Annotated in this window: 20 protein-coding genes; 5 read left to right on the forward strand and 15 right to left on the reverse strand. The window is 71.8% G+C overall.

Annotation, left to right across the window (positions count from 1 at the left end):
* Positions 1 to 51: 51 nt before the first annotated feature.
* Complete coding sequence (gene nucS / locus ACFY0O_RS27445) at positions 52 to 723, forward strand: endonuclease NucS (RefSeq protein WP_358892361.1); 672 nt, start codon at positions 52 to 54, stop codon at positions 721 to 723.
* 385 nt (positions 724 to 1,108) lie between these two features.
* Here nucS and ACFY0O_RS27450 read toward each other — a convergent pair whose 3' ends face one another.
* The 4 genes from ACFY0O_RS27450 to ACFY0O_RS27465 all read right to left on the reverse strand — a co-directional run bounded on the left by ACFY0O_RS27450 (position 1,109) and on the right by ACFY0O_RS27465 (position 7,262).
* A complete protein-coding gene (locus ACFY0O_RS27450; RefSeq protein ID WP_388951330.1) occupies positions 1,109 to 4,054 on the reverse strand; it encodes an ATP-binding protein in 2,946 nt (981 codons plus the stop codon).
* A gap of 1,125 nt (positions 4,055 to 5,179) precedes the next feature.
* Positions 5,180 to 5,821 carry a LysE family translocator gene (locus ACFY0O_RS27455; RefSeq protein ID WP_388951337.1) on the reverse strand — a complete coding sequence of 214 codons (642 nt, stop codon included), beginning with the start codon at positions 5,819 to 5,821 and terminating at the stop codon, positions 5,180 to 5,182.
* An 85-nt stretch (positions 5,822 to 5,906) separates the two neighbouring features.
* Positions 5,907 to 6,230, reverse strand: coding sequence for an STAS domain-containing protein (locus ACFY0O_RS27460; RefSeq protein WP_358892364.1), 324 nt, complete (start codon positions 6,228 to 6,230; stop codon positions 5,907 to 5,909).
* 183 nt (positions 6,231 to 6,413) lie between these two features.
* The gene (locus ACFY0O_RS27465; protein ID WP_045948898.1) at positions 6,414 to 7,262 is read right to left on the reverse strand and encodes a 3-hydroxyacyl-CoA dehydrogenase family protein; all 849 of its coding nucleotides are present in this window, start codon (positions 7,260 to 7,262) and stop codon (positions 6,414 to 6,416) included.
* A 198-nt stretch (positions 7,263 to 7,460) separates the two neighbouring features.
* Here ACFY0O_RS27465 and ACFY0O_RS27470 point away from each other — a divergent pair, with 198 nt between their 5' ends.
* Positions 7,461 to 8,033 carry a cob(I)yrinic acid a,c-diamide adenosyltransferase gene (locus ACFY0O_RS27470; protein WP_358892365.1) on the forward strand — a complete coding sequence of 191 codons (573 nt, stop codon included), beginning with the start codon at positions 7,461 to 7,463 and terminating at the stop codon, positions 8,031 to 8,033.
* Here the strand turns inward: ACFY0O_RS27470 and ACFY0O_RS27475 are convergent.
* Positions 8,030 to 8,572: a hypothetical protein gene (locus ACFY0O_RS27475; protein ID WP_388951341.1), complete on the reverse strand. Its 543-nt coding sequence runs from the start codon at positions 8,570 to 8,572 to the stop codon at positions 8,030 to 8,032. The genes ACFY0O_RS27470 and ACFY0O_RS27475 overlap by 4 nt on opposite strands.
* 160 nt (positions 8,573 to 8,732) lie before the next feature.
* Between ACFY0O_RS27475 and ACFY0O_RS27480 the strand changes: the two genes are divergently transcribed.
* The 3 genes from ACFY0O_RS27480 to ACFY0O_RS27490 all read left to right on the forward strand — a co-directional run bounded on the left by ACFY0O_RS27480 (position 8,733) and on the right by ACFY0O_RS27490 (position 12,612).
* Entirely contained in the window at positions 8,733 to 9,917 is a 1,185-nt protein-coding gene (locus ACFY0O_RS27480) for a sensor histidine kinase (protein WP_388951344.1), read from the forward strand.
* Positions 9,914 to 10,570 (forward strand): response regulator, encoded by a 657-nt coding sequence (locus ACFY0O_RS27485; RefSeq protein WP_388951347.1) that lies wholly within the window; start codon positions 9,914 to 9,916, stop codon positions 10,568 to 10,570. Before ACFY0O_RS27480 ends, ACFY0O_RS27485 begins: the two co-directional genes overlap by 4 nt.
* A gap of 179 nt (positions 10,571 to 10,749) precedes the next feature.
* On the forward strand, positions 10,750 to 12,612 hold the full coding sequence (locus ACFY0O_RS27490) for a glycosyl hydrolase family 18 protein (RefSeq protein WP_388951349.1): 1,863 nt from the start codon (positions 10,750 to 10,752) through the stop codon (positions 12,610 to 12,612).
* 89 nt (positions 12,613 to 12,701) lie between these two features.
* Here the strand turns inward: ACFY0O_RS27490 and ACFY0O_RS27495 are convergent, their stop codons facing one another.
* The 10 genes from ACFY0O_RS27495 to ACFY0O_RS27540 all read right to left on the reverse strand — a co-directional run bounded on the left by ACFY0O_RS27495 (position 12,702) and on the right by ACFY0O_RS27540 (position 21,075).
* Positions 12,702 to 13,148 carry a DUF2550 domain-containing protein gene (locus ACFY0O_RS27495; RefSeq protein WP_358892370.1) on the reverse strand — a complete coding sequence of 149 codons (447 nt, stop codon included), beginning with the start codon at positions 13,146 to 13,148 and terminating at the stop codon, positions 12,702 to 12,704.
* A 128-nt stretch (positions 13,149 to 13,276) separates the two neighbouring features.
* Positions 13,277 to 13,651 (reverse strand): F0F1 ATP synthase subunit epsilon, encoded by a 375-nt coding sequence (locus ACFY0O_RS27500; protein WP_388951353.1) that lies wholly within the window; start codon positions 13,649 to 13,651, stop codon positions 13,277 to 13,279.
* A 105-nt stretch (positions 13,652 to 13,756) separates the two neighbouring features.
* Positions 13,757 to 15,199: a F0F1 ATP synthase subunit beta gene (gene atpD / locus ACFY0O_RS27505; protein ID WP_249767819.1), complete on the reverse strand. Its 1,443-nt coding sequence runs from the start codon at positions 15,197 to 15,199 to the stop codon at positions 13,757 to 13,759.
* Positions 15,199 to 16,128: a F0F1 ATP synthase subunit gamma gene (locus ACFY0O_RS27510; protein WP_358892372.1), complete on the reverse strand. Its 930-nt coding sequence runs from the start codon at positions 16,126 to 16,128 to the stop codon at positions 15,199 to 15,201. The genes atpD and ACFY0O_RS27510 overlap by 1 nt, the downstream gene beginning before the upstream one ends.
* Positions 16,129 to 16,148: 20 nt before the next feature.
* Positions 16,149 to 17,744, reverse strand: coding sequence for a F0F1 ATP synthase subunit alpha (gene atpA / locus ACFY0O_RS27515; protein ID WP_388951357.1), 1,596 nt, complete (start codon positions 17,742 to 17,744; stop codon positions 16,149 to 16,151).
* Positions 17,745 to 17,878: 134 nt separating this feature from the next.
* A complete protein-coding gene (locus ACFY0O_RS27520; protein ID WP_358892374.1) occupies positions 17,879 to 18,694 on the reverse strand; it encodes a F0F1 ATP synthase subunit delta in 816 nt (271 codons plus the stop codon).
* Positions 18,691 to 19,221: a F0F1 ATP synthase subunit B gene (locus tag ACFY0O_RS27525; protein ID WP_358892454.1), complete on the reverse strand. Its 531-nt coding sequence runs from the start codon at positions 19,219 to 19,221 to the stop codon at positions 18,691 to 18,693. The genes ACFY0O_RS27520 and ACFY0O_RS27525 overlap by 4 nt, the downstream gene beginning before the upstream one ends.
* 51 nt (positions 19,222 to 19,272) lie before the next feature.
* On the reverse strand, positions 19,273 to 19,506 hold the full coding sequence (atpE, locus tag ACFY0O_RS27530; RefSeq protein WP_007266589.1) for an ATP synthase F0 subunit C: 234 nt from the start codon (positions 19,504 to 19,506) through the stop codon (positions 19,273 to 19,275).
* Positions 19,507 to 19,587: 81 nt separating this feature from the next.
* Entirely contained in the window at positions 19,588 to 20,412 is an 825-nt protein-coding gene (atpB, locus tag ACFY0O_RS27535; RefSeq protein ID WP_388951361.1) for a F0F1 ATP synthase subunit A, read from the reverse strand.
* A 225-nt stretch (positions 20,413 to 20,637) separates the two neighbouring features.
* Positions 20,638 to 21,075, reverse strand: a complete 438-nt coding sequence (locus tag ACFY0O_RS27540) for a hypothetical protein (protein WP_388951364.1) — start codon at positions 21,073 to 21,075, stop codon at positions 20,638 to 20,640.
* Positions 21,076 to 21,146 lie beyond the last annotated feature (71 nt).

Consider the following 21,146-nt stretch of genomic DNA (forward strand, 5'->3'; position numbering starts at 1 on the left):
TTTCAGGGGCGAATCGCGTGAAGGCCCGTCGGTCGAGTAGCGTTGCCGACCATGCGTCTCGTCATTGCCCGCTGCTCCGTCGACTACGCGGGCCGGCTCACCGCCCATCTGCCCTCGGCACCCCGTCTGATCCTCGTGAAGGCCGACGGCAGTGTCTCGATCCACGCGGACGACCGGGCGTACAAACCGCTCAACTGGATGTCGCCTCCGTGCACCCTCAAGGAGGGGAGCGGGGACGAGGCGAACGTCTGGACCGTCGTCAACAAGGCGGGCGAGAAGCTCATCATCACCATGGAGGAGGTCCTCCACGACTCCTCCCACGAGCTGGGCACGGACCCGGGCCTCATCAAGGACGGCGTCGAGGCGCACCTCCAGGAGCTGCTGGCGGACCGCATCGAGACGCTGGGCGACGGCTACACGCTGATCCGGCGCGAGTACATGACGGCGATCGGCCCCGTGGACATCCTGTGCCGGGACGCGTCGGGCGCGACGGTGGCGGTGGAGATCAAGCGGCGCGGCGAGATCGACGGCGTCGAGCAGCTGACCCGCTACCTGGAGCTGCTGAACCGCGACCCGCACCTGGCCCCTGTCCGGGGTGTGTTCGCGGCCCAGGAGATCAAGCCGCAGGCGCGGGTTCTGGCCAATGACCGGGGCATGGACTGCGTGGTCCTGGACTACAACGCCCTGCGCGGCATCGAGGACGACAAGCTGCGCCTGTTCTGACGCACGCGTCCCCTCTCTCAACGCCGGCGGCGCTGGACCCCCTCCAGCCCCACCGGCGTTCCCGCGTCCAGGCCCCCGCGGGGGTGCGCGACAGGGCCCCTTCGGGGCGGTAGCGGGGGGAGTCCGAAGCGCGGGGGGCGCAGCCCAAGGGGCGCGGGGCACAGCCCCCGAGGGGGTCCGGGGCGCAGCCCCAAGGGGTCCGGGGTGGAGCCCCAAGGGGTCCGGGGTGGAGCCCCAAGGGGCCCGGGGCGCAGCCCCAAGGGGCCCGGGGCGCAGCCCCAAGGGGTCCGGGGCGCAGCCCCAAGGGGTCCGGGGTGGAGCCCCGGGGAACGGAGGAAGGGCGGGGAGGGGCTGGCGCCGCAGGCCCCACCCCGCCCGGCAGGCGTCAGGTCGTGGCCGACGGGGACTGCGGCCCCGGCGCGGGCGGCGTCGAACCGGCCGACGTGTGCGAATCCGGCTGGGAGAGGGAAGGGCTCGGGTCCGCCGAAGGACTGACGGGCGCGGACGGACTCGGCACCGACCGGCTCGGCGACGGCTCGGGCGCGGGCGAGGACGCGGGCGGCGGCTCAGACGAAGGGGTACCGCTCGGCGTCGGGGCGGCGGAGGGGCCGGCCCCGCTGCGACCCGGCTGCGGGCTGCCGGACCGCCCGGGGGTGGCCGGCGGGGCCGGGTCGGTCGCCGGGTCGCCGCCGCCGGTACCGGGCACCTGCGGGACGCGCGGGGACACCTGCGCCGAGGGGCTCGACGACACCGAGGGGGCCTCGGGGGCCTGCGTGCCGTCCGAGGCCAGCGCGAGGCCGATGACCGTGCCGAGCGCCGCGACCGTGAGCACCCCGGCCGCCCCGAGCAGCGCCGTGCGGCGCCGCCGGGCCGAACCGGGCGGGGCCGGGCGCGGGCCGGTGAGGCGCGGGGGCGCCGGCCGGGCGGGCGCGGGCGGCGGGAACGCGTTGCCGAAGACCGCCGAGAGGTTCTTGGGGGTCTCCGGGGGCGGCAGCTGGGCCCGCCGGATCACCGGGTTGACCTGGGTGACGGCCTCGGACCCCGTGGCGGTGGGCGCGGCCGCCGGAGACTTGGCCAGGGACGCGGTGGGCCCGGTCACGGGAGCCGTCGCCGCCTTCTTCGCCCCGGCGGCGGACGGAGACGCCGAGGCGGCACCGGCCCGGCCGACGGACGGGAACGGCGAGCCCGCGCTCGCCCCGGCGGCGGGCAGGGGCTTCACGGGGGTGTCCGTCCCCCCGACTGCCGGGAACGGCGCACGACCACCCTCACCGGCCGCCGCCGAAGACGCCGCGGGACCACTCGCCCCGCCGACGGGCGGGAACGGCGAGCGCGCGCCCGCCCCGGCGCCCGGTAGGGGCGTCGTGGCCTGCGTCGAGCGAGCCTTCGCACCGGCGGCCGGCAGCGGCGTCGCAGGGGTGTCCGTCCCCCCGACTGCCGGGAACGGCGCACGGGCATCCGCACCGGCCGCCGCCGAAGACGCCGCGGGACCACTCGCCCCGCCGACGGGCGGAAACGGCCTGCGGGCCTTCGCACCGGCGGCCGGGAGGGGCGTCGTGGGATCGGACGCCCCGGCGGCGGGCGGGAGCGGCCAGCCCGCGTCCGTTCCGGCGGCCGGGAGGCGCGTCGTGGGATCGGACGCCCCCGCGACCGGCGGGAAGGGCGCGCGAGCCGACCCGGCCGCCGGGAGGGGCGTCGTGGGGTCGGAGGGCCCGGCGGCGGGGCGGGGGGTCGGGGGGGCCTCCAGGCGCAGGGGTGGGGAGGCGGCCGGGCCGAGGGCCTCGCGGTCGGTGACCAGGGCCAGCGCACGCCGCCCGGCGACGGTCCCCCGCTTGTCCGCGAGCGCGCCGCGCAGCCCGATCGAGGCCTCCAGCTCGGCCCGTGCCCGGTCCAGGCGCCCCTCGCACAGGGCGAGGACGCCCAGCTCGTGGTGGAAGTACGCCTGTTCGGCGACCTCCCCCGCCTTCCGCGCGGCCTCCGCCCCCGCCCGCAGCACCCGCTCCCAGGCGTCCCAGTGCAGCGAGGCCTCGAAAGCCGGGGCGGCCGTGCGGGCCAGGAGGACGGCGGCCACCACATCGGCCCCGGCCAACGCCGCGAGCACCGCGTCGGCCTCGGCCGCGACCCGCTCCGGGGTGACCGAGGAGTGCCCGGTCCACCAGGCGTAGTGCCGTGCGGCGGTGCGCGCCTCCTCGGCGCCGGCGCCCCCGTACCCGGCCTCCTCCAGCTGCCGCGCGACCCCCTCGGCGAGCCGGTAGCGCGGTCCGACCGGGGTGATCAGCCCGCAGGCCAGCAGCTCGGCCACGGCCGTGTCGGCGTGGGTGTCACCGACCAGCGCGGGCAGGTGCGCGGGGTGCGGGAGTTCCCCGCCCAGCGCGCAGGCTATCCGCAGCGCGGCGCGGGCCGACTCGCTCACGCGGGAGGCCAGCAGCGCGGCGGGGGCGGCCGCCTGGGCCAGGGTGGGCAGCGGCACGGGGGCCGGGTCGCGCGGGCGCTCCTCGAAGACGCCGGGCTCCTCGTCGTCGTCCTCGTCCCCGGCGGCGGCGGTCCCGTTCAGCTCGTCGCGCTGGCGCAGCAGCGCGGCCGCCTGGACGAAGCTCAGCGGCAGCCCCTCGGAGGCGAACCGCAGGTCCCCGGCCCAGGCCGTCTCCGCCTCGGTGAGGGGGCGCCCGGTGAGCTCCTCCAGCAGCTGCGTGCCGCCGGCGCGGCCGAGGCCGCCGAGGAACACCTCGTCCAGGTGGGACTCGTCCGAGGGCGCCTTGGCGTCGGGGGTGGCGGCGAGCAGGTAGGCGCACTCGGGGGTGGCGCGCAGCAGCTCGTCCAGTGCGGGGCCGCCCAGCTCCAGGTCGTCCAGGAGGACGATGGCGCCGATCTCCCGGACCCGGGCGAGCAGGGCCGTACGGTCGGGGCGCCGGCCGGCGGTGTCGTACACGGTGGCGTAGAGGGCGTGCAGCAGCTCGGCCGGCTGCTGCTGGCCGTACCCGCTGAGCCGGACCACGCCGTCGGGCGCGAGGTCGGCGCAGGCCCGGGCGACGGCGCCGAGCAGCGAGGTGCGGCCGGACCCGGCGGGACCGGTCAGGCGGACCGAGCGGCCGCGCTGCAGCAGCCGTACGAGCCGCTCCTGCTCCTCGGCCCGCTCGAGCAGCGGCCGGTCGGGAACGGGCGGCCCGGGCAGGACGGGGGGCCGCGCGGCGCTGTCGCGGGCGGCGCGCGAGGCGGCGTCACGCTTGGCGGGACGGCGGTCGGGGTCCGGGCCGGTGCCGGGCCGGTGGGGTTCGATCTCGCTGCCGTCGAGGGGGTTGACGGTGAGGGTGAACTCCCCGGCTGTCAGCGTCACGACCCTCGCGGGCCCGACGGGCAGCGGCGCCACCCCCGCCCCACCGACCGGCGTCACGACGCCCGGGGCCGCGGATCCGCCGCCCGCCGGAGCGCTCGCGGCGGCCGTACCAGCGCCGGCCGTTCCGCCGGGTCCGCCGACCGGACCACGGCTGACCGGCGTCACGGCGTCCGGGGTCGGGGCCGCGGATCCTCCGCCGGGCGAGGCCCCGGCAGCCGTACCGGCGGCCGCACGGGCAGGGGCTGCGGCCGGGCCACCTGCGACGGGGGCACCGGCTCCGCGGGCGCCGGGGGCGGCCCCACCGGCAACGGGGCCCTCGTCGCCGGACGAAACACCGCCGGCCACACCAGCGTCCTGCGCGACCGCAGACGCTGCCGCCTCTGGCGACCCGTCACCCGTTGGCGTACCGGCTGCGGACCTACCCGCCCCGGACGCGGCGGCGGCCGCACCCGTAGCGGGCGTACCCGCAGGCTGCGCACCGGCGACGGGCAGGGACTCGGAAGAGGTGGCGGCAGCCGGGTCGCCCACCGACGGAGCGGCGTCGGCCGCCCCCGTAGCGGGCATACCGTCAGGCTGCGCACCGGCGACGGGCAGGGACCCCGAAGAGGTGGCGGCGGCCGGGTCGCCCGCCGAGGGGGTGGCACCCACCGACGGGGCGGCGCCCCCCGAGGAAGTAACGCCCCCCGACGAAGTAGCGCCCGCCGACGGGCTGGCACCCACCGACGGAGCGGGGGCAGCCGACGGGGTGGCGGTCGTCGTCGGGGGGTCGGCGGGTGTCGGGGTGCCGGCTCCCGGGCCGCCCCTTCCCGCCGCGCCGGCGCGCCCCCGCTTCGGGGTCGGGCGGCCGGCCGCGGGATCGGTCCCGGGCCGGCGGTCCTCGCCGGGCTGCCCCTCTGTACGGTCCATGACCACGTCCCCCCGCCTCGCGTCGCGCGCTCCGGCGCCGTCTTTCCTACCGCCCGGCCCCGCTCGCGCCGCTTGTCGCGACTGGTCCGGTTTCCGCCCGACCCTAAACGCTGCCGGGTCGCGCCGGTACCACAGGGGTGCCTCCACCATCGGACCGTTACGTTTCCCGCGCGTCTGTGCGGAAGCGGGAACTCCGCAGCTACCGCACGGTATCCGGGATCAGTCCTTGCGGCCGGTCGCGGCCACGGTGACGCCCAGGCCGATCATGGTGAGCCCGCCCACACCCCCGATGAGGGAGAGCCGCCGCGGCGACCCGGCGAACCAGCCCCGGGTGGTGGCGGCGACCAGCCCCCACACACTGTCGGACACGACCGCGATCAGGTTGAACACCAACCCCAGCAGCAGCATCTGCAGGACCACGTGCCCGCGCTCGCGGTCCACGAACTGGGGCAGCACGGCGGCGAAGAAGACGATCGTCTTGGGGTTGGCCACGCCGACCACGAACCCCTCCCCCAGCGTCCGCAGCGACCCGTGCGCGGCGGGGGCCGCCTCGGCGAGGGCCGCCCGCAGGGAGCCGCGCCGGCGCACGGCCTTGACGCCCAGGTACACCAGGTACGCGGCGCCGACCAGCTTCAGCGCGGTGAAGACGAGGACCGACCGCTCGACGACCGACCCGACCCCGAGGGCCACGGCCACGACGAGCAGGTACGCCCCGAGCGTGTTGCCGGCCACCGTCGTCAGCGCGGCCCGGCGGCCCTGCGTGAGGGCCCGGCCGATCACGAAGAGCACGCTCGGGCCGGGGATCACGATCAGCAGGAACGACATGGCGGCGAAGGCCAGCAGTCTGTCGGTGGACACCATGCGTCCATGTAAACCGAGCCCGGCCCGCCCCCGCAGCCCCTTTTCCCGCGGGCTCCGCGGAAGGCCCGCCCCCGCGGGCCCCGGCTCAGACCCGGGGCAGGGACTCCGCTTCCAGCCCGCCCTCGATCGCGAGGATCCGGTGCAGCCGGGTCGCCACGAGCAGCCGCTGCATCCGGTCCGGCACCCCGCGCAGGACCAGCCGCCGGCCGGTGCGGCCGGCCCGCCGGTGCGCCCCCATGATCACGCCGAGTCCGGTCGCGTCCCAGGAGTCGAGTCCGGTCAGGTCGAGCACGAGGTCGCCGTGGCCGTCGTCGAGGGCGGTGTGAAGGGCCGTACGGGCGTCCGCCGCGCTGCGCACGTCGAGGCGGCCCCCGACGCTGAGTTCGGCGTGGTCGCCCCTGATGTGCATGTGTGCTCCCCGGCTGTGCTGCGTGCGTGTGGTCCGACGGTCCGTGGCGGCTCGTGATCGGCGTCGGCTCCTGGTCGGCAACTCTCACCGCAACTGACTGCCCGGCGGGCGGTGAAGTTGCCGACCGTGAGCGAACCGATACCTAATTCACCCCGTAGGGTGCGGGGATTCGAACGGCCGTGCTCAGTGCTTGTAGAAGCCCTGGCCGCTCTTGCGGCCGATGTCTCCCGCGTCGACCATGCGGCGCATGAGCTCCGGCGGCGCGAACTTCTCGTCCTGCGACTCGGTGTAGATGTTGCTGGTGGCGTGCAGCAGGATGTCCACGCCGGTGAGGTCGGCCGTGGCCAGCGGGCCCATGGCGTGACCGAAGCCCAGCTTGCAGGCGATGTCGATGTCCTCGGCGGAGGCCACGCCCGATTCGTAGAGCTTCGCGGCCTCGACGACGAGGGCGGAGATCAGGCGGGTGGTGACGAAGCCGGCGACGTCGCGGTTGACGACGATGCAGGTCTTGCCGACGGACTCGGCGAACGCGCGGGTGGTGGCGAGGGTTTCGTCACTCGTCTTGTAGCCGCGGACCAGCTCGCAGAGCTGCATCATCGGGACGGGCGAGAAGAAGTGCGCGCCGACGACCCGCTCGGGGCGCTTGGTGACCGCCGCGATCTTGGTGATCGGGATGGCGGAGGTGTTGGAGGCGAGGACGGTGTCCTCGCGGACCAGCTCGTCCAGGGTCCGGAAGATCTCGTGCTTGACCTCGATCTTCTCGAAGACGGCCTCGACGACGATGTCCACGTCGGCGACCGCGTCGAAGTCGGTGGTCGTGGTGATGCGCGCGAGGGCCGCCTCGGCGTCCTCGGCCGTCATCTTGCCCTTGGAGACGAACTTGTCGTACGAGGCCTTGATCCCGTCGGTGCCACGGGTCAGCGCGGCATCGGTGACGTCCCGCAGGACGACGTCCCAACCCGCCTGAGCGGAGACCTGAGCGATCCCGGAACCCATCAGTCCCGCGCCGATGACGGCGAGCTTCCCAGCCAATGCACACCCCTCGTTTTTCTCACGTACGACGTTCTCAAGTACGACCCGGCCTCGTAGCCTCTCCGGCGGAGACTAGCGTCCGTGAGGGGCCCAGTGACCGCGAAGTAACACGCGTCACGTCTCAGATGACGGACATCACACCGGCACGGCCCAGCAGTGCGCGGGCCGCCCGCAGTTGGGCCGCACTACCCTGGCGGCATGGTGAACCTCACGCGCATCTACACCCGCACCGGCGACCAGGGCACGACCGCCCTGGGCGACATGAGCCGCACGCGGAAGACGGACCTGCGGATCTCCGCGTACGCCGACGCCAACGAGGCCAACGCCGCGATCGGCACGGCGATCGCGCTGGGCTCGCTGCCGGAGGAGGTCGTCAAGGTCCTGGTCCGCGTGCAGAACGACCTCTTCGACGTGGGCGCCGACCTGTGCACCCCCGTGGTGGAGGACCCGCAGTACCCGCCGCTGCGCGTGGAGCAGTTCTACGTCGACCGGCTGGAGGCGGACTGCGACGTCTTCAACGAGAGGCTGGAGAAGCTGCGCAGCTTCATCCTCCCCGGCGGCACCCCCGGCGCCGCGCTCCTGCACCAGGCCTGCACGGTGGTGCGCCGGGCCGAGCGCTCCACGTGGGCGGCGCTGGAGGTGCACGGCGAGGTGATGAACCCGCTGACGGCCACCTACCTCAACCGCCTCTCCGACCTGCTGTTCATCCTGGCCCGCACGGCCAACAAGGAGGTCGGTGACGTGCTCTGGGTGCCGGGCGGGGAGCGCTAGGCCGTCTCTTCCGGGGCCTTGCGCGGCCAGATCGTGTAGGTCGCGGCGATCAGGGCCTGGATGCCGAGTACCCGGAGCGCGACGAACTGCCAGGACTGGAGGCTGCCGGTGTCGGCGGCCTCGCCGACGTACCAGATCCCGGCCTGGAGCAGCCCGAGCGCGACCGCCGCGCCCGCGAGGCTCCGCGTCCACAGCTTCCACTCGTGAACGGCGCGGGCCTTGCCGTACTTCAGGCCGGGCGGCTTCGGGCCCCCGGCGAAGCGGTGGGCGGCGTGCCCGTCCAGCCACTTCACGGTGTAGTGCCCGTAGCCGACGGTGTAGCCGATGTAGAAGGCCGCGAGCCCGTGCCGCCAGCTCGGCTCGCCGCCGTTCTTCAGGTCGACGAAGGACACCACCAGCAGCACCAGCTCCAGCAGCGGCTCGCACAGCAGCAGCGCGGCGCCCAGCCGCGGCATCCCGGCCAGGTAGCGCAGCGCCAGTCCGGCGCCCAGCAGCACCCAGAACCCGACCTCGCAGGCGATGATCAGCGCGACGAGCACGGCCCGCCCTCCTTCCCCTCGTGGACTCCCTCCCAGGATCGCGGCGGCCGCGCCCCGCCACCTCGTCACCAGTGACGAATCCCCGCTGCATCCTTCGGTGTAGCCGCGTCTCCGCCCCACCGCCGACGCCGCCGCGGGGCGACGCGTGTTGGATGGGGACGTGCACCCCAAGACCTTCCGCCCGCACCGCGACGACGTGCTCCTCGCGGTGGTCAGCGTGCTCGCCGGCCTGCTGCTGTGGTCCCTGGGGGTCTACAGCACGAACAATCGGCACTTCTTCCCCGCCTGGGCGGCCCTGGTGCCCCTGCTCGCCATCGGCCCGATGGAGCTGCTGCGGCGCACCGCCCCCAACCTGACCCTGGCCGTCGGCACGGTGGCGGTGGTCGCCGACCAGTTCACCGTGGGCAACCTGGCCACCGTGCTCGTCTTCACGGACCTGATGTACGCGGCCGTCGTCTACGGGAAACCGGCCATGGCACGCCGGCTGCCGATCCATACCGGTCTGATCACGGTCGTCGTCACCGTCGTCGCCGTGGCCTGGCTGCGCACCCCGCAGTCGCTGATGATCGGCGTCATCACCGGCATCGTCTGCTTCGGCCCGGCCCTGACCGGCGCCACCCTGCGCAACCACCGCGAGGCCGCCGAGGCAGCCCGGCTGCGCGCCGAGCAGACGGCCCTGCTGGCCGAGATGGACCGGACGCAGGCGGTGGCCGCCGAACGGGCCCGGATGGCCCGGGAGCTGCACGACATGGTCGCCAACCACCTCTCCGCGATCGCCATCCACTCCACCGCCGCGCTGTCCATCGACTCCCCCGCCACCAGCCGCGAGGCCCTCGGGGTGATCCGCGAGAACAGCGTGCAGGGGCTGGCCGAGATGCGCCGGCTGATCGGGCTGCTGCGCGAGGCGGGGGCCGGGCAGGAGGCCGCGCCCGTGCCCTCCCTCGACGGGCTGGAGGCCCTGCTGGAGCGGGCCCGGGCGAACGGCACCGCGAGCGGGCTGGACTTCGTCCTGGAGGACGCGCGCCGGTCCGGGCCGCCGCTGCCGGCCCCGGTGGAGCTGGCGGCGTACCGGATCGTCCAGGAGTCGCTGACCAACGCCCTCAAGCACGCAGCCGCCGGCACGGTGCTGGTCGGCGTGGCCCGGCGCGACGGGCTGCTGACGGTGGCGGTGGAATCCCCGTACGGGGACCGGCCGGGGCCGCGCGCGCCGGGCTCCGGGGCGGGGCTGGTCGGCATGCGCGAGCGGACGGAGCTGCTCGGCGGCAGGTTCACGGCGGGCCCGAGCGGGTCCGTCTGGCAGGTGCGGGCGGAGCTGCCCGCTGAGGAAGGGGAGGTGGCCCGGTGAGCATCAGGGTCGTGGTGGCCGAGGACCAGCGGGCGGTACGGGCCGGGCTGGTGCTGATCCTGCGCAGTGCGGGCGACGTCGAGGTGGTCGGGGAGGCGGCCGACGGGGAGGAGGCGGTGCGCCTGGCCCGGGAGCTGCGGCCGGACCTGGTGCTCATGGACGTGCAGATGCCGCTCCTCGACGGCGTGGAGGCCACCCGGCGGGTGGTCGCGGAGGGGCTGGCCGACGTGCTCGTGCTGACCACCTTCGACCTGGACGAGTACGTGTTCGGGGCGCTGCGGGCCGGGGCGGCGGGCTTCCTGCTGAAGGACGCCGACGCCGCGGAGCTGATCGCGGCGGTGCGTACGGTGGCGCGCGGCGAGGGGCTGATCGCCCCGGCGGTGACCCGGCGGCTGATCGCCGAGTTCGCCGCGCCGAAGACGGTACGGGCGTCCGTGCGGCCGGAGGCGGCCGCGGCGGTGGAGTCGCTGACCCGGCGCGAGCGGGAGGTGCTGGGGGCGCTGGGCGAGGGGCTGTCGAACGCGGAGATCGCCGTCCGGCTGGACATGGCGGAAGCCACGGTGAAGACCCACGTCAGCAGGCTGCTGGCCAAGCTGGAGCTGCGCAGCCGGGTCCAAGCGGCGGTGATGGCAAGGGAGTTGGGCATCCAGTAGGCCCGCTTGAGATGAGGTCTGGACCTCTTGACGCTTGGTACAGACCTTTCTAGTCTCACGGCATCACTGTGGTGAGCGTGCCATGACAAAGATCGCTTCCGGCGTGCTCACGGGCGGCGCAGGTCCCATCCCCGGTGCCGGTCGGCCCCCGACCGGCACGGACCTCCGGAGGAGCACCCTTGAGCACAGCACCCCCACGACGCACCCGCCTCTTGAGGAAGCTGGCCGCCACCGCGGCCGTCCTCGCCCTGCCCGTCGCCGGCCTCGTCGGCCTGGCCGGGCCCGCGCAGGCCGCCGCCTCCGCGAGCGCCACCTACACCAAGGTCTCCGACTGGGGCACCGGCTTCGAGGGCAAGTGGACGGTGAAGAACACCGGGACCACCACCCTCAGCAGCTGGACCGTGGAGTGGGACTACCCGGCCGGCACCCAGGTCACCTCGGCCTGGGACGCCACCGTCACCAGCTCCGGCACCCACTGGACCGGCAAGAACGTCGGCTGGAACGGCACCCTCGCCCCCGGCGCCACCATCAGCTTCGGCTTCAACGGCACCGGCCCCGGCGCCCCCGCCGGCTGCAAGGTCAACGGCGGCTCCTGCGACGGCACCACGCCCCCCACCGACAACCCGCCCTCGGCCCCCGGCACCCCCACGGCCGGCGGCCTCACGGAAACCGCCGTGACCGTCTCCTGGCCCGCGGCCACCGACGACAAGGGCGTCAAGAACTACGACCTCCACCGCAACGGCACCAAGATCGCCACGGTCGCCGGCACCACCTACACCGACAGCGGCCTGACCAAGGGCACCACCTACACCTACACGGTCACCGCCCGCGACACCGCCGACCAGACCGGCCCCGCCTCCGCCCCCCTCTCCGTCACCACCCCGGGCGGCGGCACCGACCCCGGACCGGGCCCCGGCCCCGACCCCGGCGGCAAGGTCAAGCTCGGCTACTTCACCGACTGGGGCGTCTACCAGCGCAACTACCACGTGAAGAACCTGGTCACCTCCGGCAGCGCCGCGAAGATCACCCACATCAACTACGCCTTCGGCAACGTCCAGAACGGCAAGTGCACCATCGGCGACTCCTACGCCGACTACGACAAGGCCTACACCGCCGACCAGAGCGTCGACGGCGTCGCCGACACCTGGGACCAGCCCCTGCGCGGCAACTTCAACCAGCTGCGCAAGCTCAAGGCCAAGTACCCGAACATCAAGGTCGTCTACTCCTTCGGCGGCTGGACCTGGTCCGGCGGCTTCGGCCAGGCCGCCCAGAACCCGGCCGCCTTCGCCCAGTCCTGCTACGACCTGGTCGAGGACCCCCGCTGGGCGGACGTCTTCGACGGGATCGACATCGACTGGGAGTACCCGAACGCCTGCGGCCTGTCCTGCGACACCAGCGGAGCCGCCGCCTTCAAGAACCTGATGTCGGCCCTGCGCGCCAAGTTCGGCTCCTCCAACCTGGTCACCGCCGCGATCTCCGCCGACGGCTCCAACGGCGGCAAGCTCGACCTCGCGGACTACGCGGGCGCCGCCCCGTACGTCGACTTCTACAACGTGATGACGTACGACTTCTTCGGCGCCTGGGACGCCAAGGGCCCGACCGCCCCGCACTCCCCGCTGACCTCCTACTCCGGCATCCCGATCGCCGGCTTCAACTCGGAGGCCGCCATCACCAAGCTCAAGGGCAAGGGCATCCCCGGCTCCAAGCTCAACCTCGGCATCGGCTTCTACGGCCGCGGCTGGACCGGCGTCACCCAGGACGCCCCCGGCGGCACCGCCACCGGACCCGCGCCCGGCACCTACGAGCAGGGCATCGAGGACTACAAGGTCCTCAAGACCAGCTGCCCCACCACCGGCACCGTGGCCGGCACCGCCTACGCCAAGTGCGGCAGCAACTGGTGGAGCTACGACACCCCGGCCACCATCGCCGGAAAGACGAGCTGGCTGAAGAACCAGGGGCTCCGCGGAGCCTTCTTCTGGGAGTTCAGCGGCGACACCGCGAACGGCGAGCTCGCCAACGCCATCCACACCGGCCTGCAGTAGCCGCACACGACGAAGCCGGCGAGACGGGTCCGCCCCCGCCTCGCCGGCTTCTTCACGTTCCGCTAAGCCCTGGTACGCCCTGGTACGTCCTAGGCGACGTTCACCCGCTGCCCGGGAGGCGCCGCCTCCAGCCAGGCCAGGAACCCGGTCAGCGCGTCCTCGCTCATCGCCAGCTCCAGGCGCGTCCCCTGGTGGGAACAGCCGAGCACGACGGAGTCGGACAGCAGGGCCAGCTCCTCCTCGCCCTCGGGCGCACGTCGGGCGAGCACCTCGATGGAGGAACGCTCCAGCATCCGGCGCGGCCGCGGCGAATAGCTGAACACACGGAACCACTCGATGCGGTCACCGCTGTAGCGGGCGACCCCGTACACCCACCCCTTGCCGGAGACGTCGGGCTCCTCGGCCACGCCCCAGCGCAGGCTGCAGTCGAAGGTCCCGCCGGAGCGCTGGATGAGTCTGCGACGCAGCCCGAACACGAACAGCCCGATCACCACCAGGGCTACGACCAGGCCGCTCACAAGCAGAGCGAGGAGCATCTTCACCGACCTCCTCGCTCATCGAAAACCGCACAAACAAAAAGTACGTACATCGCCTCAGCCGCGACCCGCTCCGGAAAATTCCGGAACGGACCGCGGCTGAGGTTTCAAACTCTTCGGTACGGGGCTCAGTGCCCCGTGACCGCACGCAGCCGGACATCGGCGCGACGTTCGGCGGCCGCGTCGGCCTCCGCCTTCGCGCGCTCCAGTGCCCGCTCCGCCCGCTGGACGTCGATCTCGTCCGCGAGCTCGGCGATCTCGGCCAGCAGGGACAGCTTGTTGTCCGCGAACGAGATGAAACCGCCGTGCACCGCGGCGACGACCGTGCCGCCATCGCTGGTACGGATGGTCACCGGGCCCGATTCCAGCACACCGAGAAGCGGCTGGTGACCGGGCATGACGCCGATGTCGCCGGACGTGGTGCGGGCGACGACCAGGGTGGCCTCGCCGGACCAGACATTGCGGTCCGCCGCGACCATCTCGACGTGCAGCTCAGCAGCCAAGGTGGCTCCTCGGGTCACCACCCGGCGGGTGCGCCGGGTGTTGGGTCAAATTCTAATGGGCGTGGAGAGAGGGGCGGGACACACCCGCCCCTCTCCTGCGGAGCGTCAGGAGACGCCCAGCTCCTTGGCGTTGGCCTTCAGGTCCTCGATGCCACCGCACATGAAGAACGCCTGCTCGGGGAAGTGGTCGTAGTCACCGTCGCAGATGGCGTTGAACGCGGTGATCGACTCGTCGAGCGGAACGTCCGAACCGTCCACGCCGGTGAACTGCTTGGCGACGTGGGTGTTCTGCGACAGGAAGCGCTCGACACGACGGGCACGGTGGACGACGAGCTTGTCCTCCTCGCCCAGCTCGTCGATACCGAGGATCGCGATGATGTCCTGGAGGTCCTTGTACTTCTGCAGGATCCCCTTGACGCGCATGGCGGCCGCGTAGTGGTCCGCCGCGATGTAGCGGGGGTCCAGGATGCGGGACGTCGAGTCCAGCGGGTCGACGGCCGGGTAGATGCCCTTCTCGGAGATCGGACGGGAGAGAACCGTCGTCGCGTCGAGGTGGGCGAAGGTGGTCGCCGGCGCCGGGTCGGTCAGGTCGTCCGCGGGGACGTAGATCGCCTGCATCGAGGTGATCGAGTGACCACGCGTCGAGGTGATGCGCTCCTGGAGGAGACCCATCTCGTCGGCCAGGTTCGGCTGGTAACCCACCGCGGAGGGCATACGGCCGAGCAGGGTCGACACCTCGGAACCCGCCTGGGTGTACCGGAAGATGTTGTCGATGAAGAACAGCACGTCCTGCTTCTGAACATCGCGGAAGTACTCCGCCATGGTCAGACCGGCGAGCGCGACGCGCAGACGGGTGCCCGGGGGCTCGTCCATCTGGCCGAAGACGAGGGCCGTCTTGTCGATGACGCCCGAGTCGCCCATTTCCTCGATGAGGTCGTTGCCCTCACGGGTACGCTCACCGACGCCCGCGAACACCGACACACCGTCGTGGTTGTTGGCGACGCGGTAGATCATTTCCTGGATCAGAACGGTCTTGCCGACACCGGCACCACCGAACAGACCGATCTTTCCACCCTTGACGTACGGGGTGAGAAGGTCGATGACCTTGACGCCGGTCTCGAACATCTCCGTCTTGGACTCGAGCTCGTCGAAGCTCGGGGCCTTGCGGTGGATGGGCCAGCGCTCGGTGACCTCGGCGTTCGCCTCGGGGTAGTTGAGCACCTCACCCAGGGTGTTGAACACCTTGCCCTTGGTGAAGTCACCGACGGGGACGGTGATGCCCTCGCCCGTGTCGGTCACCGGGGCCTGGCGGACCAGACCGTCGGTGGGCTGCATGGAGATCGTGCGGACCAGGCCGTCACCCAGGTGCTGGGCGACCTCAAGGGTCAGCGTCTTGAGCTTGCCGTCCTCGGCCGGGTCGGCGACCTGGACCTTGAGGGCGTTGTAGATCTCGGGCATCGCGTCGACGGGGAACTCCACGTCGACGACCGGGCCGATGACCCGGGCGACGCGGCCCGTGGCGGCGGCCGTCTCAACAGAGGTCGTCATTACTTGTCACTCCCCGCGGTCGCGTCGGCCATGGCACTGGCGCCACCGACGATCTCGCTGATTTCCTGGGTGATTTCGGCCTGGCGGGCCGCGTTGGCAAGCCGGGAGAGGCTCTTGATGAGGTCTCCGGCGTTGTCGGTCGCCGACTTCATCGCGCGGCGGCGGGCGGCGTGCTCGGAAGCGGCCGACTGCAGCAGTGCGTTGTAGATCCGGCTCTCGACGTAGCGCGGCAGAAGGGCGTCGAGGACGTCCTCCGCCGACGGCTCGAACTCGAACAGCGGAAGGAGCTCGCCCTTCGCACCGTCCTCCTCCGCAGCCCCAGCCGATGTCTCAGTGAGGCTGAGCGGCAGCATCCGGCCGTCCACCGCGTTCTGCGTCATCATCGACACGAATTCCGTGAAGACGATGTGCAGCTCGTCGACGCCGCCGTCGGCCGTGTCCTTCTGGATGGCCTCGATCAGCGGGGCCGCGACGCGCTTGGCGTCGGCGTAGGCCGGGCTGTCGGTGAAGCCGGTCCACGAGTCCACGACCGTGCGCTCGCGGAAGCCGTAGTAGGCGACGCCCTTGCGGCCGACGATGTAGCTGTCGACCTCCTTGCCCTCAGCGCGCAGCCGCTCGGTGAGCCGGTCGGCCTGCTTGATGGCGTTCGAGGAGTAGCCGCCGGCCAGACCGCGGTCGCTCGTGATGAGCAGGACCGCGGCGCGGGTCGGCGCCTCGACCTCGGTGGTCAGGGCGTGCTTGGTGTTCGAACCGGTCGCCACCGCGGTCACCGCGCGGGTGAGCTCGGTCGCGTACGGCATCGACGCCGCCACCTTGCGCTGCGCCTTGACGATGCGCGAGGCGGCGATCATCTCCATCGCCTTGGTGATCTTCTTGGTCGCCGTGACGGCACGGATGCGACGCTTGTAGACCCGGAGCTGCGCTCCCATGAGTCAGGTCCCTTCCGTCGTCACTTGGAGACGTTGACGGCCGGCGCGTCCTCGCCCAGGAGCTTGCCGTCCGAGGTCTCGAACTGCCGCTTGAAGCCGGCGATGGCGTCCGCGATGGAGGACAGGGTGTCGTCCGACATCTTGCCGCCGTCGGCGATGGAGGTGAGGAGGTCCTTGCGCTCACGGCGCAGGTGCTCCAGCAGCTCCGACTCGAAGCGACGGATGTCGTTGACCGGGACGTCGTCCATCTTGCCGGTGGTGCCGGCCCAGACGGAGACGACCTGCTCCTCGACGGGCATCGGCTGGTACTGGCCCTGCTTGAGCAGCTCGACCATGCGCTTGCCGCGCTCCAGCGAGGCCTTCGACGCGGCGTCCAGGTCGGAACCGAAGGCGGCGAACGCCTCCAGCTCGCGGTACTGGGCCAGGTCGACGCGGAGGCGGCCGGAGACCTGCTTCATCGCCTTGTGCTGGGCGGAGCCACCGACGCGGGAGACCGAGATACCGACGTTCAGCGCCGGGCGCTGGCCCGCGTTGAACAGGTCGGACTCCAGGAAGCACTGGCCGTCGGTGATGGAGATGACGTTGGTCGGGATGAACGCCGAGACGTCGTTCGCCTTGGTCTCGACGATCGGCAGACCGGTCATCGAACCGGCACCCATGTCGTCGGAGAGCTTCGCGCAGCGCTCCAGCAGACGGGAGTGCAGGTAGAAGACGTCACCCGGGTAGGCCTCACGGCCCGGCGGGCGGCGCAGCAGCAGCGACACGGCGCGGTAGGCGTCGGCCTGCTTCGACAGGTCGTCGAAGATGATCAGGACGTGCTTGCCGGCGTACATCCAGTGCTGACCGATGGCGGAACCGGTGTACGGCGCCAGGTACTTGAAGCCGGCCGGGTCGGACGCCGGGGCGGCGACGATCGTCGTGTACTCGAGCGCGCCGGCCTCTTCCAGGGCGCCGCGCACGGACGCGATGGTCGAGCCCTTCTGGCCGATGGCGACGTAGATGCAGCGGACCTGCTTGTTCACGTCGCCCGAGCGCCAGTTGTCGCGCTGGTTGATGATCGTGTCGACGGCAAGAGCGGTCTTGCCGGTCTGACGGTCACCGATGATCAGCTGACGCTGGCCACGGCCGATCGGCACCATCGCGTCGACGGCCTTGTAGCCGGTCTGCATGGGCTCGTGCACCGACTTACGGACCATGACGCCCGGGGCCTGCAGCTCAAGGGCGCGGCGGCCCTCGGTCGCGATCTCGCCGAGGCCGTCGATCGGGTTGCCGAGCGGGTCGACAACGCGGCCGAGGTAGCCCTCGCCGACACCTACGGAGAGAACCTCACCGGTGCGCTGCACCGGCTGGCCCTCCTCGATACCGCTGAACTCGCCGAGGACGATCGCACCGATCTCGCGCTCCTCGAGGTTGAGGGCGAGACCGAGGGTGCCGTCCTCGAACTTCAGCAGCTCGTTCGCCATGGCGGAGGGCAGGCCCTCCACCTTCGCGATGCCGTCGCCGGCAACGCTGACCGTTCCGACCTCCTCGCGCGAGGCCGCGTCCGGCTGGTACGACTGGACAAAGGTCTCCAGTGCGTCCCGGATCTCCTCCGGCCGGATCGTGAGCTCCGCCATCTGGGTTCCCTGCTCTCCTTGTTGGGCCTGAAGCTTCTTAGGGGTCTGGGGGCGACCCCCAGGAATCTTCTGCAAGTTCTGCACGGCCCAACCGGGCCGCTAGGAATGCTTTGTATCTGTGTGGTGGCGGCTGGTCAGCCGGCCATGCGGCGGGACGCCTCGGAAAGGCGCTCCGCGATGGTGCCGTCGATGACCTCGTCGCCGACCCGCACCGAGATCCCGCCGAGGACCTCGGGGTCCACGTCGAGGTTCAGGTGCATCTGGCGGCCGTACAGCTTGGCCAGCACCGCGCCGAGACGCTGCTTCTGCACGTCGCTGAGCGGAACCGCGCTGGTCACGGTGGCGACCATGCGGTCACGGCGCGCGGCGGCGAGCGTCGAGAGGGACTCGAGGCCCCCCTCAAGGCTACGTCCACGCGGGTGCGTGACGAGCCGGACGACCAGTCGCTCGGTGACGGCGTTCACCTTGCCGCCGAGCAGGCTGCGCAGCAGCTCGCTCTTGGCGGAGGCGGTGGCCGCGCGGTCGGTCAGCGCGGAGCGCAGCCCGGCGTTCGAGGCGACGATCCGGCCGAACCGGAACAGCTCGTCCTCGACGCCGTCGAGCGCGCCCGCCTGCTGGGCGGCGGTGAGGTCGGCGGTGGCCGCCAGTGCCTCCAGCGCGTCCACCAGGTCGCGGGACTGCGACCAGCGGGACCGGGCCATGCCGGACACCAGGTCGAGGGTCTCCCCGCCCACCTGGCCGGACAGCAGCCGGCCGACCAGCTCGGCCTTGGCCTCGCCGGACTGCGCCGGGTCCGTGATGACCCGACGCAGCGAGACCTCACGGTCGAGCAGCGCGGTGACGGCTGCCAGCTCACCGGCGAGCTTCGCCGCGTCGACGGACGTGTTGTCCGTCAGCGCGTCGAGACGCTCGCGCGCGGAGGCCAGCGCCTCGCGGCTCGCTCCGTTCATCGGGCCGCCTCGGCCTTCTCCTCGAGCTCGCTGAGGAAGCGGTCGATGGTGCGGCTCTGCCGGGCGACGTCCTCGAGGGACTCGCCGACGAGCTTGCCGGCCAGGTCGGTGGCGAGCTTGCCCACGTCCTGACGCAGCGCCTGAGAGGCGGCCTTGCGGTCAGCGGCGATCTGGGCGTGACCGGCAGCGATGATCTCCTCACGCTGCCGCTGGCCCTCTGCGCGCAGTTCTTCCTTGAGCGCAGTGCCCTGCTCCAGCGCTTCCTGGCGCAGGCGCGCGGCCTCGTGCCGGGCCTCGGCGAGCTGGGCCTTGTACTGCTCCAGCACGCTCTGGGCCTCGGTCTGAGCGGCCTCAGCCTTCTCGATACCGCCCTCGATGGCCTCGCGACGCTCGTCCAGAACCTTGTTGATGTTCGGGAGGAGCTTCTTCGCGAGGAATCCGAAGACGATGACGAAGGCGATCAGACCGATGACGAGCTCGGGGATCGGCGGGAAGAGCGGATTCTCCGTCTCTGCCGCGAGAACCATGAGGTTCACATCAGTGCCTTTCGTCTAGGGCTGTTCGTCGAGTACCGAGGATCAGGAGCTCGGGTAGACGAACGGCATGACCAGACCGATCAGGGCGAGCGCCTCACAGAAGGCGAAGCCGAGGATCTGGTTGGCGCGGATCAGACCGGCAGCCTCGGGCTGGCGGGCGAGGGCCTGGGTGCCGTTACCGAAGATGATGCCGACGCCGACGCCGGGGCCGATGGCCGCGAGACCGTAACCAACGGAGCTGAGGGAGCCGGTGACGGCGGCAAGGGTCTGGGACATGCCAGTTCTTCCTTCTCTTTCACGGACCGGTGGGGGTTGGCCACCGGACGAATACGGGGGGCTGAGCGGGGATGGGCTGGCTCAGTGGTGCTCGGCGACCGCGCCCTGGATGTAGCTGCAGGCCAGGAGGACGAAGACGTACGCCTGGACGGCCTGGATGAACAGCTCGAAGGCGGTCATCACGATGACCATGATGAACGAGACGCCGGCGTAGGCGATGCCGATGCCGTGCAGCAGGTACCAGCTGGCGATCGTGAAGAGCAGCAGCAGCGTGTGACCGGCGAACATGTTCGCGAACAGTCGGACCGCGTGGGTGAACGGGCGCACCAGGACGTTCGAGAAGAACTCGATGACCATGACGAGCGGCAGGACGCCGCCGAGGCTCTTGTCGTAGCCGGTGAGGTTCTTCAGACCGCCGATGAAGCCGTGCCGCTTGAAGGTCAGCGGCAGCCACACGACGTAGACCGACAGGGCCAGGATGGCCGGGTACGCGATGATCGAGGTCACCGGGAACTGTGCCACCGGGACGATCGACCAGACGTTCAGGATCCAGACGAAGAAGAACAGCGAGACCATGAAGGGGACGTACTTCTCCCCCTCCTTCTTGCCGAGCGTCTCGTAGACGATGCCGCGGCGCACGAAGTCGTAACCGGCCTCGCCGACCATCTGCAGCTTGCCGGGGACGAGCTTCGGCTTGGCGAAGGCGGCCCAGAAGAAGGCCACGATGATGATCGAGCCCAGGAGGGCCAGCAGCATCGGCTTGTTGAAGTAGACGCTGGTCAGACCAGCTTCGCCCCACAGCGGCTCGAAGAGGAACGAGTGCAGGCCCGGGCCGGGGAAGCCACACCCCTGGAAGATGTGACAGTCGGTCTCGAAGGCGAGGACCTGCGTCGGGTCAGCACTCACCGCGGGCTCCTTCAGCGTGGCGCATAGGTAGGGCAACCTCATCGTGTCGGCGCGGCGCACGGCCGCGGTTCGGCACTGGACTGGTGTAACGGGTGTGGGGGCGGCAGTCAGGCATCGAGCCTCGCGATGGACCAGGCGTCAGCTCAGATGCCCGTGCCCGCAGTGCCGCAGTTTGAACCGGACGATAGCAGCATCTCGAACGCACACTTATCCCGGCCCTACCCCTCACGACTTCGGCCCCGGATTTTCGGGCTTTCGCGCCTCGGTCGAGTCCGGCTCGACGTAAAGGATCTTGGCCTTCATGTGCGCACGCGTCTGCGCGCCGATCCACACGAGGGTGGTGGCGACGAGCGTGATCGCGAACGCCCGGGGGTGGAACAGCGTCGTGTTCTTGAACACGGCGAGAAAGACGAAGAGCAGCAGGATCTGGGCCGCGTAGAGCATGAGGCCCATCGCCTGAAACAGGTGCGGCAGGGATTTCGCCGTGCGCTGCAGAACGACGAATCCGATACCCATGAACAGGATCACGACCACGGTCGCGACGAGCGAGCCGACCGCGCCCTTGCCACCGACGACCAGACCGCTGATCACGGCGGCGATGGCGCCGGCGGCAGCGGTGGGTACGGCGGTTTGCAGGAGGGATCGGACGTCGTTAGACCGCATGGCGGTTTGCTCCGCGTGGTGGTGGGGGCACGGACTCGTACGGGAACTCGTACGGGGACGAGCGTAAGCCC

The organism is Streptomyces sp. NPDC001594, assembly GCF_042893675.1.
Lineage (GTDB): Bacteria > Actinomycetota > Actinomycetes > Streptomycetales > Streptomycetaceae > Streptomyces.